Below are 16,130 nucleotides of genomic sequence, written 5' to 3'. Positions count from 1 at the left end.
GTTTTCTTGGTCATGAACACCTCCAATGCCTCCAGTATGAGGCTTACCGGGGTGTCCGCTCCAATTAGACCAGTTCATAGTTACGCATATGATATTGCTAGCAAGCTATACTAAATCAAGCCCTTGGGTAAGCCCTACGACCTATAACGATGCCAGGAAGCCAACATGTCTCACGCCTCTCATACACCGCCAGGGCAGCAATGGAATGCCAGCCAATATGCGGAACACGCCGACTTTGTTCCAACACTAGGCAACGAGGTGTTGAAGCTATTAGCGCCTCAGCCAGGGCAGCGCATCTTAGATCTGGGCTGCGGCAATGGCACACTCACTGAACGTATTGCACAACTCGGAGCTGATGTTTTGGGTGTCGATGCATCAGAGGATATGGTGGCTACAACACGACAGCGCGGGGTAACAGCTCGTGTGGTCGATGGTCATCAGCTACCCTTTGATCATGAGTTTGATGCGGTATTTAGCAACGCGGCTTTGCACTGGATGTTAGACCCACAAAAGGTGTTAGCGGGTGTGAAGCGAGCGCTAAAGCCTGGGGGGCGATTCGTTGCAGAGTTCGGTGGACACGGTAATGTGGCTGCCATTTGTACGGCACTTATTGCGTCGCTACAGTTTCGTGGAATCAGTTCACACGGACGCCATCCATGGTACTTTCCAACCACACAAGAGTATGCACACTTACTTCAAACCGTTGGTTTTCACGTTGACTCTATCGAGCTAATTCCTCGCCCTACGCCTCTACCAACTGGCATAGCAGGCTGGCTTAGAACGTTCGCCAACCCCTTCCTACATGGGCTAGAAGAGGACCTACAAGAAGCAATCCTCGATAACACCATAAGCCTTCTCGCTCACAGTTTGAGCGATGGTCAAGGCCACTGGACCGCTGACTATGTCAGGCTTCGCGTATCCGCACATGTTTAATGTGACTCACTTTGCATAGCCCTACCGCTAGCCTTGATAAAACCACCGCCTAGCAAGCGGTGGACTCTCTTAATAAGCGCCAGGCACAGGCGACCTGCCCAGGGTTATTGGGTAATGGGGCTTGCCTAGTAGTAGAGCTTATTTAGCAAAGATTTGACCCTTATCTTTAAACGCTTTGAATTCCAGGGCGTTACCACAGGGGTCAAGTAGGAACATCGTCGCCTGCTCGCCTGTCTCGCCTTTAAAACGAATATAAGGCTCAATCACAAACGCGGTGCCTCTCTCTTTTAAGCGCTCGGCTAGGGCTTCCCATTCATCCCACTCCAAAATGACGCCAAAGTGCGGCACTGGCACGTTATGGCCATCAACCGGATTAGTATGGGCGCTCTCTTGGCCGGCGGTTTTCGGGTGTTCGTGGATGACTAATTGATGACCAAAGAAGTTAAAGTCGACCCAGTGATCGCTAGAACGCCCCTCTTCAAGGCCAAATACATCATTATAAAATGCACGGGCAAGCGCTACATCGTAGACAGGAATAGCTAAATGGAAAGGGGAAAGCGTCATGGTCATCTCCTGCTTTAATGCTTTTTTTGGGGATCGAATGGCGCGCCGAGCGGCCACTATGCGATTATCCTAGGCTGTGCCATGCAAAAATAAAATCAATTGTTTTTTGATTGATTCACAAATATTACTGATGAAAGAAGCGGCGAATGATACGAGAACTGAAAACCCTAGTTGCCGTTGCCCAGCATGGCACCTTTGCCGCGGCAGGCCAGCATGTTGGGTTAACCCAAGCGGCAGTCAGCGCGCAAATGAAGCGTTTAGAAGAGGCCCTTGGCATTCCCCTGTTTGAGCGCAGCGGACGGGCAGCCGTCCTCACCCCACGGGGGCAAGAAACCCTGCTGCAAGCGCAAACCTTACTTGGTCTGTACGCGACGTTAGGCAACTCGCCTTCCAGCCAAGGGCTTGGCATGCGACTTACCATTGGGGCAATTGCATCTATTCAGCGCTCCCTGCTCCCCGCAGTTTTGGCTCGCTTTCACCGTCGCTATCCTGAGTGCCATACGCGATTGGTGCCTGGGCTTTCTCTGGACCTAATGAATCAGGTAGATGCTGGTGAGCTGGATATGGCAGTGATTATTCGACCTCCATTTTCGCTACACAGTGATTTACGCTGGACACCTCTGGCTCACGAGCCGTTTCGCTTAATTGTGCCACGCCAGTTACCAAGCGAGGATTGGCGAGTCCTATTAGCTAATAACCCTTTTGTACGCTACGACCGAACATCATTTGGGGGCCGTCAGGTCGAACGTTTTTTAAGGGACAACCACTGCCAAGTGCATGACATATGTGAAGTAGATGAGCTGGACGCCATTGTGCAGCTGGTTGCCGATGGCGTGGGTGTAGCGCTTGTACCTCAGCCCAAGGCGCTCAAACGCTGGCCTAAAGACGTACGTGCGATTGATTTAGGCGAACGTACTATACATCGCGATATAGGCCTCATTCATCGCACTAATGGGCATTTAAGCGAACCCGCACGGGCATTGGCCCAGTTAATTGGTACCATTGACCAATAATCCGCCAGCTATCTTAATTGACTCAATCAGTACGTAGGCACTATCACCATGCAACCTAAAGACCTTGAGAAACTCGTCACCCGCACTATGCCGTTTGGAAAGCACCAAGGCTGGCTTATTGCCGACTTACCAGGCCCTTATCTAAACTGGTTTGCGCGAGAAGGATTCCCTAAAGGGGAAATTGGCCAACTCCTCCAGCTGATGCATGAGATTGACCATAACGGCCTAAGTGACCTGCTTGAGCCACTGCGCAATAAATAATGTGATATACCGCTAATGCCTATAGCTAAGCGCCCGTTCACGCTCAGCGATATATAGCGCTCTGTATTGGTTAGGGTCAGCAGGAAAGCGACCCAGAGACACGGCCTGCTCAAAAAAACCCGCAGCGGGCAGGTCATCACCTCTACGACTAATGACCAGTGCAGCAATCATAGGCTGTCCGGCAGCAACATCTTCGGCCATGAGCCTTTCAAGCGCTTGGGCAACACGCTGAATAGTACCCGGAGGCTTAAGCCCTAAGGCATTCGCTACTTGTTGATATGTCATGGGCAATGCAGCATTAGGCGTACTTGTTAGCAGTGCGCGCACCTGCATTGTTAAAGCAGAGCTGGTATCGGGTTGACTCATCGCTGTTGTGCACTCTCTTGCTAGTTAGGTAAGCACACCACGGAATAGCTGGTTATGCTGAAGGCATACTGTGAGTATGTTAACGCTTTAAGCGCTAGGAGAAAGACATGGCTAAACGATTAAACTCTACGCAATCTAAAGGCGGATCGTGGCTGGCGGTTTTGGCATGGCTATGCGCTCTTGCACTGTTAGGCGCCATGTTATTGATGGGTGCCGCCGGCCCGGCCTACCGCTGGGAGTTTATTGAACTAAGTAGCGCATTTAACCTGCTGCGCACCGGCGTTTATGCCGCGACAGCAGCGGTAGTGCTAAGCGTGCTGCTGCTACTAGCCAGTATGATACAGCGCCGTTGGGGCACTGGTTTGGTGGCCATTGTCGTAATGCTAGCCACTGTGGCACTGCTTTATTCACCTTGGCAGCAGTGGCAACGCGCCCAGCAGGTGCCCGCTATCCACGACATTACTACCGATATGCAAACACCACCCACATTCGAGGCCTTAAGAGGCGCACGCGAAGCTGCACCCAATGCCGTTGATTACCCCGGCGAGGCAACGGCTCGCCAGCAGCAGGCTGCTTATCCTAACGTTCAGCCTTTAACAGTAGCAGTGCCAATAGAGACCGTCCTTTCAGCAGCCCAAGCAGAAGTGGAGGCTTCTGGTTGGCGGATTTCAGCCATTACTGAGAATACCATCGAAGCGACTGCAACTACCCTCTGGTTCGGCTTTGAGGATGACGTGGTGATACGCCTTACCGAGCAGCCAAATAGTGTTCGCGTCGATATGCGCTCTGCCTCTCGACTAGGCGCCAGCGATATAGGCACCAATGCACTCCGGATCGAAACCTTCCTTAATGCACTGCGCGAGCGCTTAGAGTAACGAGCGAGTCATATTAGTGATGCTTCGTCATAGCTCAGCGAGGAAACCGGCCAGCCAGTCACCAATCTAGCCAGGTGACTGCTCCCCACCTCTGTGCCAAGTATGCTAGCCTTATTACTTACATGTGGCACAGAGGAACTTAATGCTCACTATTTCAGGTAGCGTCACGCTAGCCGACTGGGAAATTGATATAAGCCAGATTCGTGCCCAGGGCGCGGGCGGCCAGAACGTTAACAAAGTCGCATCTGCTGTGCACTTACGTTTCGATATTCAGCGCTCTACCCTACCCACTGTATACAAAGAGCGCTTGATGGCGCATACCGATCAACGGATCAGCAAAGAGGGCGTGATTATTATCAAGGCCCAGAGCTACCGTACGCTCGAATTAAATAAAGAGGATGCACTGACCCGCCTACAAACGCTGATTCAAAACGCAGTAAAGCAGCAAAAAGTACGCCGCCCCACAAAACCTACCAAAGGCTCACAGCGACGCCGCGTAGATCATAAAACGCGTAAGGGAAAAACGAAATCGCTGCGTGGTAAAGTGCCGGTTTAGCAAGCAGTGCAAGCTCACTCACTTTTATCAATATCTCTACTATCAATACCCCTACTGTTACGTCACTGAGCGCCCACCATGTCCACGCCAGCCCGCCCTCTTTCACCGTGTATTCAGATATGTCAGATCGAACCAGTTACGTCTCGAGATCAAAGGCGTGCATGCCAAAGACGTGTATGCAAAGGGTGCGGGCGAACACTTGATGAAATTGCCTGCTGGGGGAGCATGACCGAAGCCGAGAAAGCCCCGGTCTGGGATAGGCTTGAGCGTGAAGGGTACGTGAGTAGCGCGCCAACTTAGGACCTGTTGACGTTTACTTATATTTTCGCGTGCCGGTCGCTCAATAGACGGTGTAGCTCGCCGCAAGCTACCATAGGGTCGTCACAGTTAATCACTATTTTTGATTCCGCCAGTACATAGCTGCGACCCGTAATGGTGTTCTCAGCGACTTGGTACGCCCCCTCCTTATGAGTCCCCGTAAAGGTACCTATAAATCCAGTATTACGCAGCGAAACGGTTTCCAGTTTATCACCTACCTTCAGGCGCCCTTCATAGTGCATAAGCGCTAATCGTGCCGAGGTGCCAGTCCCCGTAGTACTTCTACAAATAACCCCAGGGTGCACATAAGTGGTCGAGCGCGAACGTACATAGCCATTCGCAACCTGCTCTTCTGGCCCCATAAAGTGCAAAAATGGTAATGGGCCAACATCACCCAAGGTATAGTGGGAAAATCCCCGCTGCGCCTGGATAGCCTCAACAATCTTATGGGCACATGCTGCCAGCGCCAGCTCTTCCTCGCGTACCAGCTTGAACCCCAATTCTTCAGCATCAACCAGAGCGTAAAAACCACCGCTATAGGCAATCGAGTAGGTAACGGGCCCAATGCCTGGCACCTCAATGGTATCGCGATGAGTATCGATATAGCTGGGTAGACCTTCACAGGTCACCGACTCCACGACCCCGTTCCGCACGCTAGCTTCAATTTGCACCAAGCCTGCGGGCGCCTCTAACTTAAAGCGCTGAATACCCTCTTGCTTAGGCACAATGCCTGTTTCTAATACGGCCGTCGCTGTACACAGAGTGTTGGAGCCTGAATAGATGGGGTAACCCATCACTTCCATAATAATATACCCCGCTACCGCTTCAGGATTAGTTGCAGGCACCAGCAGATCCACCGACATTTCAGGAATACCATAGGGTTCTTCTAGTAATAACCGCCGCAGCCCATCGGCATCATCACGCAAGTACTCCATCTGCTCACGAACTGTGGCACCAGGCAACTGGTCAATCCCGCCGGTTACAATACGGCTAACGTCACCGCCTGCGTGAGTATCTAACAACTGAAGGGTATGGAGATTATTCACAAGAACAGCTCCTAGGCGGTGGCTAAGGCGAACGGCGCCCCGTGGGTATCCCACTGAGCATCAGGCACAATCACAATTTTGCCAAGATAGTTACTACCGCGATTCACAAAGTAATGTTCAGCAGCATGTAGCTCAGAGAGCCTAAAAGCGGCATGCAGCACCGGCTTTAACTCTCCGCGACGAATCCATTCAACAAGCTGCTCCGCCTCTTCACGGGTGCCATGGGAGACACCCAATATCTGCACTTGATAGAGGTAAATTCGTGTCCACATGATTTCACTGATATTACCACCACTGGCCCCTGCAATAGAGAGCCTCGGATAGCTACTACGGTGCTGCATATCAACAATCATGGTGTCGATAAACAGATCGGTCATCTCACCACCGACTAAGTCCATCACTGCATCGATAGGTTGCCCGTGGGTGGCGGCCAACACGCGGTCGACAAAAGAGGGAAGATCGTCTCGGTCAACCACCGCTTCAGCGCCTAATGTTAATAGCGCATCAGCTTTATCGAGCTGGCTAACGGCGTAAGGAATCGCCCCAACAATCCTGCATAGCTGAATTAAGGCAGTGCCAACACCACCACTGGCACCACTGACCAACACACGCTCACCCGCACTGATGTTGGCAGAGGTCATCATGTGGTAAGCCGTTTGATAGGAGCACATGCCCATCGAGGCAAGCTCGGCATCATGTAGCTCAGTATTGGCTACATGGTGAAACTGATCCGCCGGTACCGCTATGTACTCAGCATAGCCACCATCAGCCCCGTGCCCATAGTAGTCGGGCGTCAGGTTAATTGTACGCCGCTCGTCGGCGTAGATATTAAAATCTAACAACCCTCGCTCGCCAATGCGTGAGCTATCCACACCTTCACCAACCGCAACAATACGCCCAACAACGTCTGCCCCCTGAATACGCGGAAAGCTAAGTGTCGGCGAACCACCCATGGCAAACGACGTCACCTCCTCTTTGCCCTTGGTTGGGTAGAGCCCCTCGCGGGCCTTACGGTCGGTGTTATTTTTTGCCGTGGCCGTTACCTGAACTAGTACTTGGCCTGGCCCTGGTTTAGGTGTTGGCACATCTTGTTGGTAGCGTAATTGATCAACCCCGCCGTGGCCGATTAACAGCATGGCGGACATCACTTCAGGCACGGCGCTGTCTACTTCATCCATGGGCTGGCTCCGGGTGAATAATAGTATGTGTGCCTGACAAAGTAGCAAACTTTAGCCGAGTCTCAAGCAATATAAACGAAGACGGCAGCGCTCGATGCGCTGCCGTCTTTGAGAATGGCTTAATAGCGGTTAGCCAATTCCCTCACTTAGCCAAACACAGAAACACCGATCAGCAGGCTATGTAAATGGAAAGCAAACAGTGCGTAAGCAACAACGCCAATTACGACAGTAGCAATGGTCGCTGGTATTGAGGTGGCTGTCACTGCTGGCGGATTAGCGCGGTCACGCTTCTTAGCCGCTTTAAATGCCAGGATTCCCCACACAAGGAAGGCGGCAAAAAAGATGATATCGCCAAACCTGCCATTAACCAGCAAGTGGGACAGAGCCCAAACTTTCACCGCCAGCAGCATCGGATGGCCAAGCTTTGCCTTAATGGCATTGCGAGGTATATAGGCAGCGACGAGCAGGATAAACGCTGGCAACATAAGCAGTGCTACCGCATGGCGTAACCCCATGGGTGGAAACCAAATGTAGATAGGTTCCAAGCGCATTTGGCCAAAACCATAGATAGCGATGGCAAGCCCCACTACCGATACTGCAGAATACGCTAACTTCCAGGTAGGCAGCCCCAACTGGGCTACCTTTTGTTGGCGCCAGTTTTCAGCAAAAATACGTATTGAGTGACTGCCAAGAAATATCAGCAGGCCAATTATCATAATGGTCATGGTATTAACTCCCAGGTGTATACAGGTCATCGGTCGCCGCAGAGAATGCCATAGATGTGCCGAAACCACATGGCAATGCGTCAACTTTTCGCTTGCCCACCTGATTAGTGCTTGGTTCTTAAGACCGATTTCACACCACTGATCTTCATTACTGCCAAGGAAAGGTATGCTCCTCTTTACGTCAGCGTATCACCGCCGTCTCACCTGGACCTATTTCGGGCTTTTTGTTGCCATCGGCATGAGCGGTGGGCTACTGGGCCCAGCCCTACCTCACTTAGCCAACATGAGCGGCTCTTCAATGAGTCAAATTGCCGTTTTGTTTACCGCCCGGGCGGTGGGCAATATGAGCGGTGCCATTGTGACTGGGCTGTTAATGGACCGCTTCAACGGCCACCGAGTGTTGATGGCGATGGGCATCATCGCCGTGGTGGGGCTAGCACTGGCGCCGCTTAGCCCAATGCTACTGCTGTTAACGCTGCTATTTATGCTACTGGGGTTTGCCGAAGCATCACTTAATGCCGGAGGCAATACGCTGCTGTTGTGGTTACACCGCGATGCAGCTGGCCCTAATGTAAGTGCGCTGCACTTCTGCTTTAGCTTCGGCAATATGTTGACCCCATTGATTATGGTTGCAGCGATATCGCTTACCGGCCAGTTTCACTGGACGTTTTGGGTGGTGGCTTTAGGGATTGCCGCCATGCTGTGGCCACTTTCACGCTTTACCAGCCCGACCATGCCTACAGCTGAACAGAACAGTAGAAGTCCTAGCTCAGCCAAGCACAATGACCCTCTATTGCTCGGGCTGTTTATGCTGCTGTTTTCTCTTTATGTGGGGATAGAGATTACTTTCGCTGGCTGGGTGACTGCCTACGGAACCTTAGTGGGACTGCCTACCGAACAAGCGGCGTTACTGGCCACGTTGTTCTGGCTGGCACTCTCGGCGGGACGCTTACTAGCCATTCCTCTACTACGCATTTGTACGCCTTGGCACGTACTACTGGGCTGTTTAGCACTAGGGATTAGCACCGCGAGTGGCCTGCACCTAGGCTGGCTGACGCTTAATGTGGGCGCACTGCTATTCGGGCTTTCTGCATCGGCCTTCTTCCCCACCCTATTCGCACTTTGCAATCAGTCAATGATGATGCGCGGGCGCACCACTGGGGCTATCTTTACCGCCGCAGGTAGTGGTGCTCTGCTAATTCCATCGTTAACCGGCCCGCTGCTGGATATCGCCGGTGCCGAGGCATTTCCAGTTTTACTAGCAGGTTTGTGGTTGCTTATTGCAGTGGGGTTGGCCTTATTAGCCTTACGGCTTCGCCGCTTATCAGCCGCTGTTGCTGCTTAAAACCAGTTATTACGCTTGAAAAGCCAACATAAACTTCCACCAATACCCAGCATGGCGCCCAACACAAAAAAGTAACCATACTGAAAACTTAGCTCTGGCATGTACTCAAAGTTCATACCGTAAATTCCGGCAATAAACGTCAGAGGGACAAAAATGGCGGTAATCACCGTTAGAACGCGCATGGTGATATTGAGCTGATGTGACGAAATCGAAATATAGCCATTTACTAAGTCACCGCAAATGTCGTAATACATCTGCGTTAAGGTATACAAGCGCTCAAAACGCTCGGCCACATCATTAATAGCGTATAGGGTTTCATTTTCACCCCGTGGCAAATGCGCATAATCGTAAGCGGTTAATTCTTGGGTAATGCCTTTGTGATAGCTAAAGACACGACGCAACTTCACCAAACGGGAGCGATAGATTGTAAGCTTACGCATCAAAACATCGTTACCATTCTCCAGCAACTCATCCTCTAAATCGCTCAATTCGCTTTCAAACTCAAGCAGACTATCGATATAAAAACCAGCAGAGGTATAAATCACTCTTAGCGCCACACGCTCGGGTGACTGCCCCAACAGAATCCCTCCTTGTTCACTGAACAACTGCTCAATACTAAATGCATCTCCCGGGTGTAGGGTGATCAAGAAGCGCTCACCGATGAAAAAACAGATCTGCTGAGGTACAAAATTTAGCGTCGCATCAAACGAAGAAATACCTCGGTAGATAATCAGCGTGTGGTTCTCAAACTCTTCGATTTTAGGCGGATGCCGCTCTTTATGAGCATCCTGGATAGCCATAGGATGGCAGCTTAAACGTTCAAGCAGTACCCGTTCATTCTCTGCAGGCTCACCCTGCATATCTATCCAAATATGACTACCTGGTGACGTGTGCCACACGTCGACAAGCCCTTCATCGCCTTCGTGAAGCAGACCCTCGGGTGTGGTTAGCATGCTGCGGATCATGGATCTTCCCTGATGTCTTGGCTGACTAGATATCTAATCAGGAGTCAACTGGAGGCGCTAATCTTACCTGTCCTTTCCCCGTGCGTTTTGCTTCATACATAGCGACATCCGCACGCTTTAGCAATTCTTGTGGTGTTTCCGCAGCCTCAGGCATACATAGTGCCACGCCAATGCTGGTATTAACGTTAAGCACAGCACCGCTCAAGACAATAGGCTGTTCAACGGTATGTATCAGCTTATCAGCAAGAGGCCCTATAGCATCGCAGGCAATGCCTTCTAATAACACTACAAATTCATCACCCGCCCAGCGCGCAACGAAATCGGTCTCGCGCACTGCCATTTGCAGGCGCTGTGCAATATCGCGCAACAACTCATCGCCCATTGCGTGGCCATGTTGGTCATTTATATCTTTAAAACCATCTAAATCTAAAAACAAGACGGCCAGCGGTTTATGGGTGCGGCGCACACGCGCCATCGCTTCTGGAAGCCTCTCATCCAGTGCACGTCGGTTGGGCAGGCGAGTTAATACATCTTCTCTGGCCTCCTGGTCGCGTAGTCGCTCTAGCTGTTTCCGCTCGGTAATATCGTGGATAAACATGCTACGCCGTGTACGCCCATTAACCTCGTAGCTTTTTAAACGAATCTCCACCGGTAGCCTTACACCATCCCGCCGCTTTGCTTCACCCATGGCTGGTAGTGAAACATCCGAAGGTAACCCCTTGGGGAGCATAAGGGTGGTAATAGAGCGTGTTAAAGCCTCTTTACGGGACCAGCCAAACATTGTCTCAGCAGCACGATTCCAATCCAGTACACGCCCGTTTTCATCAATACTGATATAGGCATCGTAAGCAGTCTCAATTACTAGATTAAGCTCTCGAATCCGCTGTTCAATTTGCTGCTCAAGGCTCAGGTGGAGTGCGTTAAGCGCTCGCTGCGAAGCAGCTTTACTTTTTTGCTCATCAATAAGTCGTTCACGGAGCTGTATTTCACCCACAACAATATCAGCGAGATCCTCCATTGCTGCTTGTTCTGCAATATTTAAGATGCGAGGTTTAATGTCCATCGCGCACAGTGAGCCTAATACATAGCCCTGAGAGTTTTTGAGAGGTAAGCCCGCATAGAAACGTACGCCTCCTGGCATCGTTACATATGGGTTGTCGGCAAACCGTTCATCAAGCAGAGCGTCATTCACAATCAACGGAGCGGCTTGAACCACGGTATACGCGCAGAAAGCTTCGTCCCGTGGTGTTTCGATAACATCCATACCTACTTTAGACTTAAACCACTGCCGATTGGCATCCACCAAGGAGACCGCAGCCATAGGCACGTTTAGCAATAGACTCACTAACCGTGTAATACGGTCAAACACCGGCTCATTAGCCGTATCTAGCAGTGCCAACTCATTCAACGCTGCTAAACGGGCATCTTCATCGAACGGTATTGGAAAACTCATCGTTGCGGGACCAGAACGGGTGAAAGGCTTTACTACAGCATAACGTGAAATAGCACTTACTGATTAACACCTTGATTACTCGTTAGGCGCGGGGTTCCCGACCCATTCCATAAAACTCAGGATTAGGCGGTGTACCCGCCAAGGTGACTAACCGGTTCGACATACCAAAGAAAGCGGCGATTGCACCTATGTCCCAGCAGTCATCTAACGTAAAACCTACTCCTGCTAAGCGCTCCTGCCAAGCCAGTGAAAACTCACCTACCTCAATTGAACAGTGCAAGGCAAAGTCGAGCATCACACGGTGGCGCTCGCTTAGCCCAGCCACAGTGTGATTTATAGCCACGTTATCTGCTAACAATGGGTCTTTGCTATAAATTCGTACTAAAGCACCGTGGGCAACTACACAATATAAACAGCGGTTACGAGCGCTAGTGGCGACCACTATCATCTCTTTTTCAGCTTTTGTGAGCGTATCTGAGTCGCGCTCCATCAGCGCATCGTGATAAGCGAAGAAAGCGCGAAATTCGTCTGGTCGATGGGCTAACATTAAGAACACGTTGGGCACAAACCCTGCTTTTTCCTGCACGCTGACTATTGATCCTCGAATGTCATCAGGCAGGTCGTCCAATGTTTCAGGTATGGCAAAACGACTTATTGAAGCAGACATGTATTCACCTTAGTTATTTTACTGTGAGGTTAGTTTAGGATCCACACCAATGGGGCAAGCGACCAAATGGTTCTGCCACAAAATACTATACAAAGCGACTATCAATCATTGGACTCGCTCGCCATACTTCAAGACTAATAATCACATTAAAGCCGTGCACAGCATGTTTAAAACAGCTCGGTAAAAAGGGAAACCAGAGGGAAAATGCTATGCAGAACGCCGAAGCAAAAGAGCATACACAAGGGCGACTACACGAACTATTTGCCGAGCCTTACCGTGCATTCGAAAACGACGCAGACGAGCGGCAAATGCACATCCGTACCGCGCTACACCTGCTGCTTGTTCGCCCAATGAGCCGAGGCCAAGTAACACTCCGCGTTATCCATGGGTGGGAGAACGGCAGCTTCGAACCCGATGACCTACAGCATATAGACTACGCACTACGGACCCTGAATGATTTCCGCGCTGTCGTTAGCGATTTTGAGCACGCGGCTCGCCAAAACTCACCACTGCCTGCCAGCACTACGGCAATTCTTGCAGCACCGCTGGCCGATGCGATTGCTGACGCTGAAGCCGGGGGTAAAACCCTCACACCAGATATCCGCGAAACCCCAGCACACTGGCCTGATTTTGAAGGCGGGTTAGCCCTCTATACGCTGTTTAAAATGTATCACCGCTTAGTCTACGGTGAAGACGACACGTATCGCTGTTCTCAGTGCGAAACACCTCACGGCCTGCGTGAAATCCACGAGTTCCATCTTGAAGAGGGTGAGTTCGCTTTGCTTGTTCCCTTGCGCGAGCATGTGAAAGACACACCCTCTCTATTAGTCATGCATGAAAGCCAACTTGGCCCCATCGAACAGTTATTTGAAAAAAGCCTGCCGCTGTTTGATGATTTTTAACACCACTGCTTTTAGCTTAATTTTAGTTAGCAGTTAACAGCTGGTAGTTAACAGCTGGCAGACACAAAGCATAGCAAGAAACCCCGCCTGCGCTCTTTATCGCACTCTGCGGGGGTCTTGCCTCATGCTCGACTAGGTTAACGCTACTTCTATCGGCAATTTAAAGTGAAATAGTGCTATTGATACCGCTAGAGACATTTTCCGGCTCAAACCAGCGGGCAGTAACCGTTTTAGTCTGCGTCCAGAAAGCAATTGCCTGTTTGCCATTTGGCCCCAGATCGCCAAGCTTAGATGCCCGCGAACCAGTAAAGCTGAAGTAGGCCACCGGCACAGGAATGGGTACGTTAATCCCTATCTGGCCGACATCAATATCAGTTTCAAACCGTCGTGCTATCCAACCGGAGTTAGTAAAAATCGAGGTACCGTTGCCATTGGGATTGGCGTTAATAAAGTCGATTGCCTCATCCAGGGTTTCCACACTTACCACACACAGAACGGGACCGAAGATCTCCTCCCGATAAATGGTCATATCTGCCGTTACATCAGCGAATAGCGTTGGTCCAACAAAGTTTCCTTCAGGGTAGCCCTCTACCGTATAGCCACGACCATCGACTAGCAGTGTAGCGCCCTCCTTTTCACCAGCAGTAATAAGTCGCTCTACGCGCTCTTTTGCCTGTGGTGATACCACTGGGCCTAGGTCCGCATCACGTTGGGTACCCGGCCCTACTTTCATGCTACGCGCCCCCTCTTCGATATCTTTCAACCACTCACGTGCTTCACCTACCAACACGACGACAGAGTTGGCCATACAGCGCTGGCCCGCTGCTCCAAATGCCGACCCAAGTAGACTATCAATTGCCTGGCTGCGATTTGCATCGGGCATCACTACGCAGTGGTTTTTCGCCCCCATCATGGCTTGCATGCGTTTGCCCGCAGCGGCAGCACGGTTATAGAGCAAAGAGCCAACATGGCTAGAGCCGATAAATGAGAGTGCTTTGATATCCTGGTGATCGGCAATTTGATTGGCAACATCTGGACCGCCATGCACAACATTTAATACACCCGCAGGGATGCCCGCCTCGTGGGCAAGCTCTACCAATCGCATGGTGGAGCTTGGGTCCTGCTCAGATGGCTTCAAAACAAAGGTATTACCAGTGGCAATTGCCAGAGGGAACATAAAGCAGGGCAACATAATGGGGAAGTTAAACGCGGTAATACCTGCACCAACACCAAGCGGCTGGTGCATGGTGTAAACATCGACTTCATTGGCGGCGTTTTCAGCCAGCTCCCCTAGCTGTAGCGAGGTAATCGAGCATGCGTGCTCGACCACTTCAAGGCCGCGCCCTACTTCACCTTCTGCATCAGGCAATGTTTTACCATGCTCTTCAGTGATCAGTGCGGCCAATTCAGCAGTATTCTCACGGATTAGCGCCTGGAGCTTCAGCATGATTCGCATACGCTTACCAAGCGGTACTTTACGCCACTGTTTGAAGGCTGCTTTAGCACTCGCGATGGCACGTTCAACTTCTTCTGCGGTACAGAAAGGTACTCTGGCAACGACTTCCTGTGTTGCCGGATTCACCACATCCCGCCAATCCTGGCTTTGGGACATGACTGGCTGACCATCGATATACATCGGTATTTCGCGAACAGACATAGCGCTATTCCTCAAGGTTGTGTTTGTTATGGAATCTAATTGAGAGCCTCTAGGGTATATCAGCAAGTTGACGTAAACGTCAACCTACCACTTGGTACAAGGAATATCTTACTCGCGCCGGTAATTAGTCTTTCCATCGCGCTTACCCCATCGCTATGCTGACAGTACAGCCAAGTGTTAGCGACGCTGAGCGATCCCTACAGGACAGGCTCGGCCATCATACAAGGAGGCACCCATGCAGACATTTAGCTGCCGCTGCGGCAATGCGCTGTTTTTTGAAAACACTCACTGCCTGGCCTGCGAGTCTGAAGTTGGCTGGTGCCCTGCATGTACCAATATTGTGGCGCTAGAACCGCTGACGGGTGGTGGCTACCGCTGCACCAATAAAAACTGTGGCGTGGCTCTGATGAAGTGCCATAACTACGCAGTAGAGAATGTATGTAATCGTATGGTCGTCATGGCAGAAGGCCACGCGGATACACTATGTGACTGTTGCCGCTATAACGATGTCATTCCGGACCTTGATATTATCGGTAACCGCGAGCGCTGGGCGGCCCTGGAAGCAGCTAAGCGACGGCTATTCCACACGTTGGATTTATTGAAACTGCCCCATGGCATAGAAGGAGAAAATATTCGTGTGCCGTTAAGCTTTTCATTTATGGCGGACGCCTTACCCGACCAAGGGCTTTGGCGCTCAACAGCCAGTCAAGAGAAGGTGTATACCGGACACGCTAACGGTCATATCACCATCAACGTTAAAGAAGCCGATGACGTTGAACGCGAACGCTTACGCGTTGATATGAACGAATCCCACCGCACATTAATTGGTCATTTTCGCCATGAAATTGGACACTACTATTGGGATTTACTAATAAAAGGTCTTGAGGAAGATGTTTGCCGACAAGTATTTGGTGATCATAGCTGCCCGACTTATGCAGATGCGCTAGAGCAGTACTATCAGCAAGGTGCACCTGCCGATTGGCCAACTCGCTTCATATCCGCTTACGCATCCATGCACCCTTGGGAGGACTTCGCAGAAACCTTCGCGTTTTATCTGGATATGGTGGCAGTGTTGGATACTGCGCTTCATATGGGGCTTTCCCGTGCGGAGTATGACGGCACGCTGAATAGTATGCTGCTAGCCTTTCACCAAGTAGGGTTGGCTGTGAATGAGTTAAACCGGGATATGGGCCTACTGGACTTAGCGCCCGGGGTGATTGCTCCTACAGTGTGCGATAAGCTGGCGTATGTGCACACATTAGTAAAGCGTGCAAACACCAGCTTTAACGCCTAAACCGTGTCTTTA

The 16,130-nt window shown here is 51.0% G+C and carries 18 protein-coding genes; 9 read left to right on the top strand and 9 right to left on the bottom strand.

Annotation, left to right across the window (positions count from 1 at the left end; all coding sequences use genetic code 11):
- The first annotated feature begins 165 nt into the window (after nt 1-165).
- A complete protein-coding gene (locus tag CPA45_RS05410) occupies nt 166-933 on the top strand; it encodes a class I SAM-dependent methyltransferase (RefSeq protein ID WP_096650585.1) in 768 nt (255 codons plus the stop codon).
- Nucleotides 934-1,071: 138 nt separating this feature from the next.
- Here the strand turns inward: CPA45_RS05410 and CPA45_RS05405 are convergent, their stop codons facing one another.
- On the bottom strand, nt 1,072-1,497 hold the full coding sequence (locus tag CPA45_RS05405; RefSeq protein ID WP_096650584.1) for a VOC family protein: 426 nt from the start codon (nt 1,495-1,497) through the stop codon (nt 1,072-1,074).
- Between the two features lie 146 nt (nt 1,498-1,643).
- Here CPA45_RS05405 and CPA45_RS05400 point away from each other — a divergent pair, with 146 nt between their 5' ends.
- On the top strand, nt 1,644-2,510 hold the full coding sequence (locus tag CPA45_RS05400; RefSeq protein WP_096650583.1) for a LysR family transcriptional regulator: 867 nt from the start codon (nt 1,644-1,646) through the stop codon (nt 2,508-2,510).
- 48 nt (nt 2,511-2,558) lie between these two features.
- Nucleotides 2,559-2,771 carry a DUF3820 family protein gene (locus CPA45_RS05395; RefSeq protein ID WP_096650582.1) on the top strand — a complete coding sequence of 71 codons (213 nt, stop codon included), beginning with the start codon at nt 2,559-2,561 and terminating at the stop codon, nt 2,769-2,771.
- A 12-nt stretch (nt 2,772-2,783) separates the two neighbouring features.
- Here the strand turns inward: CPA45_RS05395 and CPA45_RS05390 are convergent, their stop codons facing one another.
- A complete protein-coding gene (locus CPA45_RS05390; protein WP_096650581.1) occupies nt 2,784-3,137 on the bottom strand; it encodes a hypothetical protein in 354 nt (117 codons plus the stop codon).
- Between the two features lie 107 nt (nt 3,138-3,244).
- On the opposite strand from CPA45_RS05390, the gene CPA45_RS05385 reads away from it, so the two are divergent.
- From CPA45_RS05385 to CPA45_RS05375, 3 genes are all read left to right on the top strand, one after another.
- The gene (locus CPA45_RS05385) at nt 3,245-4,012 is read left to right on the top strand and encodes a DUF1499 domain-containing protein (RefSeq protein ID WP_096650580.1); all 768 of its coding nucleotides are present in this window, start codon (nt 3,245-3,247) and stop codon (nt 4,010-4,012) included.
- Between the two features lie 142 nt (nt 4,013-4,154).
- On the top strand, nt 4,155-4,568 hold the full coding sequence (gene arfB / locus CPA45_RS05380; RefSeq protein ID WP_096650579.1) for an alternative ribosome rescue aminoacyl-tRNA hydrolase ArfB: 414 nt from the start codon (nt 4,155-4,157) through the stop codon (nt 4,566-4,568).
- A gap of 78 nt (nt 4,569-4,646) precedes the next feature.
- A complete protein-coding gene (locus tag CPA45_RS05375; protein ID WP_096650578.1) occupies nt 4,647-4,868 on the top strand; it encodes a DUF1289 domain-containing protein in 222 nt (73 codons plus the stop codon).
- A 17-nt stretch (nt 4,869-4,885) separates the two neighbouring features.
- On the opposite strand, the gene CPA45_RS05370 is transcribed toward CPA45_RS05375, so the two are convergent.
- The 3 genes from CPA45_RS05370 to CPA45_RS05360 form a co-directional block, all read right to left on the bottom strand.
- Complete coding sequence (locus tag CPA45_RS05370) at nt 4,886-5,932, bottom strand: proline racemase family protein (RefSeq protein ID WP_096650577.1); 1,047 nt, start codon at nt 5,930-5,932, stop codon at nt 4,886-4,888.
- 11 nt (nt 5,933-5,943) lie between these two features.
- Nucleotides 5,944-7,110 (bottom strand): alcohol dehydrogenase catalytic domain-containing protein, encoded by a 1,167-nt coding sequence (locus CPA45_RS05365; protein ID WP_096650576.1) that lies wholly within the window; start codon nt 7,108-7,110, stop codon nt 5,944-5,946.
- A gap of 146 nt (nt 7,111-7,256) precedes the next feature.
- Complete coding sequence (locus tag CPA45_RS05360; protein ID WP_096650575.1) at nt 7,257-7,835, bottom strand: NnrU family protein; 579 nt, start codon at nt 7,833-7,835, stop codon at nt 7,257-7,259.
- A gap of 166 nt (nt 7,836-8,001) precedes the next feature.
- Between CPA45_RS05360 and CPA45_RS05355 the strand changes: the two genes are divergently transcribed.
- The gene (locus tag CPA45_RS05355; protein WP_096650574.1) at nt 8,002-9,180 is read left to right on the top strand and encodes an MFS transporter; all 1,179 of its coding nucleotides are present in this window, start codon (nt 8,002-8,004) and stop codon (nt 9,178-9,180) included.
- Here CPA45_RS05355 and CPA45_RS05350 read toward each other — a convergent pair.
- The 3 genes from CPA45_RS05350 to CPA45_RS05340 form a co-directional block, all read right to left on the bottom strand.
- Nucleotides 9,177-10,145 carry a magnesium transporter CorA family protein gene (locus CPA45_RS05350; RefSeq protein ID WP_096650573.1) on the bottom strand — a complete coding sequence of 323 codons (969 nt, stop codon included), beginning with the start codon at nt 10,143-10,145 and terminating at the stop codon, nt 9,177-9,179. The genes CPA45_RS05355 and CPA45_RS05350 overlap by 4 nt on opposite strands.
- A gap of 37 nt (nt 10,146-10,182) precedes the next feature.
- The gene (locus CPA45_RS05345; RefSeq protein ID WP_096650572.1) at nt 10,183-11,598 is read right to left on the bottom strand and encodes a diguanylate cyclase; all 1,416 of its coding nucleotides are present in this window, start codon (nt 11,596-11,598) and stop codon (nt 10,183-10,185) included.
- An 82-nt stretch (nt 11,599-11,680) separates the two neighbouring features.
- A complete protein-coding gene (locus CPA45_RS05340) occupies nt 11,681-12,265 on the bottom strand; it encodes a peroxidase-related enzyme (protein WP_096650571.1) in 585 nt (194 codons plus the stop codon).
- Between the two features lie 209 nt (nt 12,266-12,474).
- Here CPA45_RS05340 and CPA45_RS05335 point away from each other — a divergent pair, with 209 nt between their 5' ends.
- Nucleotides 12,475-13,167, top strand: coding sequence for a hypothetical protein (locus tag CPA45_RS05335; protein WP_096650570.1), 693 nt, complete (start codon nt 12,475-12,477; stop codon nt 13,165-13,167).
- Between the two features lie 160 nt (nt 13,168-13,327).
- Here CPA45_RS05335 and CPA45_RS05330 read toward each other — a convergent pair whose 3' ends face one another.
- Nucleotides 13,328-14,824, bottom strand: coding sequence for a CoA-acylating methylmalonate-semialdehyde dehydrogenase (locus tag CPA45_RS05330; RefSeq protein WP_096650569.1), 1,497 nt, complete (start codon nt 14,822-14,824; stop codon nt 13,328-13,330).
- Nucleotides 14,825-15,059: 235 nt separating this feature from the next.
- On the opposite strand from CPA45_RS05330, the gene CPA45_RS05325 reads away from it, so the two are divergent.
- Nucleotides 15,060-16,118 carry a zinc-binding metallopeptidase family protein gene (locus CPA45_RS05325; protein WP_096650568.1) on the top strand — a complete coding sequence of 353 codons (1,059 nt, stop codon included), beginning with the start codon at nt 15,060-15,062 and terminating at the stop codon, nt 16,116-16,118.
- Nucleotides 16,119-16,130: the final 12 nt, after the last annotated feature.

The organism is Vreelandella nigrificans (assembly GCF_002374315.1).
In the GTDB taxonomy this organism is placed as follows: domain Bacteria; phylum Pseudomonadota; class Gammaproteobacteria; order Pseudomonadales; family Halomonadaceae; genus Vreelandella; species Vreelandella nigrificans.
The sequence above is the reverse complement of the archived record's forward strand: the minus strand, read 5'-3'. Positions and strand labels throughout refer to the sequence as shown.

What these genes read in the sequence shown, in the direction of transcription:
- CPA45_RS05410 (WP_096650585.1), top strand. Translation starts at nt 166, where the DNA reads ATGTCTCACGCCTCTCATACACCGCCAGGGCAGCAATGGAATGCCAGC.
- CPA45_RS05405 (WP_096650584.1), bottom strand. Translation starts at nt 1,497, where the DNA reads ATGACGCTTTCCCCTTTCCATTTAGCTATTCCTGTCTACGATGTAGCG.
- CPA45_RS05400 (WP_096650583.1), top strand. Translation starts at nt 1,644, where the DNA reads ATGATACGAGAACTGAAAACCCTAGTTGCCGTTGCCCAGCATGGCACC.
- CPA45_RS05395 (WP_096650582.1), top strand. Translation starts at nt 2,559, where the DNA reads ATGCAACCTAAAGACCTTGAGAAACTCGTCACCCGCACTATGCCGTTT.
- CPA45_RS05390 (WP_096650581.1), bottom strand. Translation starts at nt 3,137, where the DNA reads ATGAGTCAACCCGATACCAGCTCTGCTTTAACAATGCAGGTGCGCGCA.
- CPA45_RS05385 (WP_096650580.1), top strand. Translation starts at nt 3,245, where the DNA reads ATGGCTAAACGATTAAACTCTACGCAATCTAAAGGCGGATCGTGGCTG.
- arfB (WP_096650579.1), top strand. Translation starts at nt 4,155, where the DNA reads ATGCTCACTATTTCAGGTAGCGTCACGCTAGCCGACTGGGAAATTGAT.
- CPA45_RS05375 (WP_096650578.1), top strand. Translation starts at nt 4,647, where the DNA reads ATGTCCACGCCAGCCCGCCCTCTTTCACCGTGTATTCAGATATGTCAG.
- CPA45_RS05365 (WP_096650576.1), bottom strand. Translation starts at nt 7,110, where the DNA reads ATGGATGAAGTAGACAGCGCCGTGCCTGAAGTGATGTCCGCCATGCTG.
- CPA45_RS05360 (WP_096650575.1), bottom strand. Translation starts at nt 7,835, where the DNA reads ATGACCATTATGATAATTGGCCTGCTGATATTTCTTGGCAGTCACTCA.
- CPA45_RS05355 (WP_096650574.1), top strand. Translation starts at nt 8,002, where the DNA reads ATGCTCCTCTTTACGTCAGCGTATCACCGCCGTCTCACCTGGACCTAT.
- CPA45_RS05350 (WP_096650573.1), bottom strand. Translation starts at nt 10,145, where the DNA reads ATGATCCGCAGCATGCTAACCACACCCGAGGGTCTGCTTCACGAAGGC.
- CPA45_RS05345 (WP_096650572.1), bottom strand. Translation starts at nt 11,598, where the DNA reads ATGAGTTTTCCAATACCGTTCGATGAAGATGCCCGTTTAGCAGCGTTG.
- CPA45_RS05340 (WP_096650571.1), bottom strand. Translation starts at nt 12,265, where the DNA reads ATGTCTGCTTCAATAAGTCGTTTTGCCATACCTGAAACATTGGACGAC.
- CPA45_RS05335 (WP_096650570.1), top strand. Translation starts at nt 12,475, where the DNA reads ATGCAGAACGCCGAAGCAAAAGAGCATACACAAGGGCGACTACACGAA.
- CPA45_RS05330 (WP_096650569.1), bottom strand. Translation starts at nt 14,824, where the DNA reads ATGTCTGTTCGCGAAATACCGATGTATATCGATGGTCAGCCAGTCATG.
- CPA45_RS05325 (WP_096650568.1), top strand. Translation starts at nt 15,060, where the DNA reads ATGCAGACATTTAGCTGCCGCTGCGGCAATGCGCTGTTTTTTGAAAAC.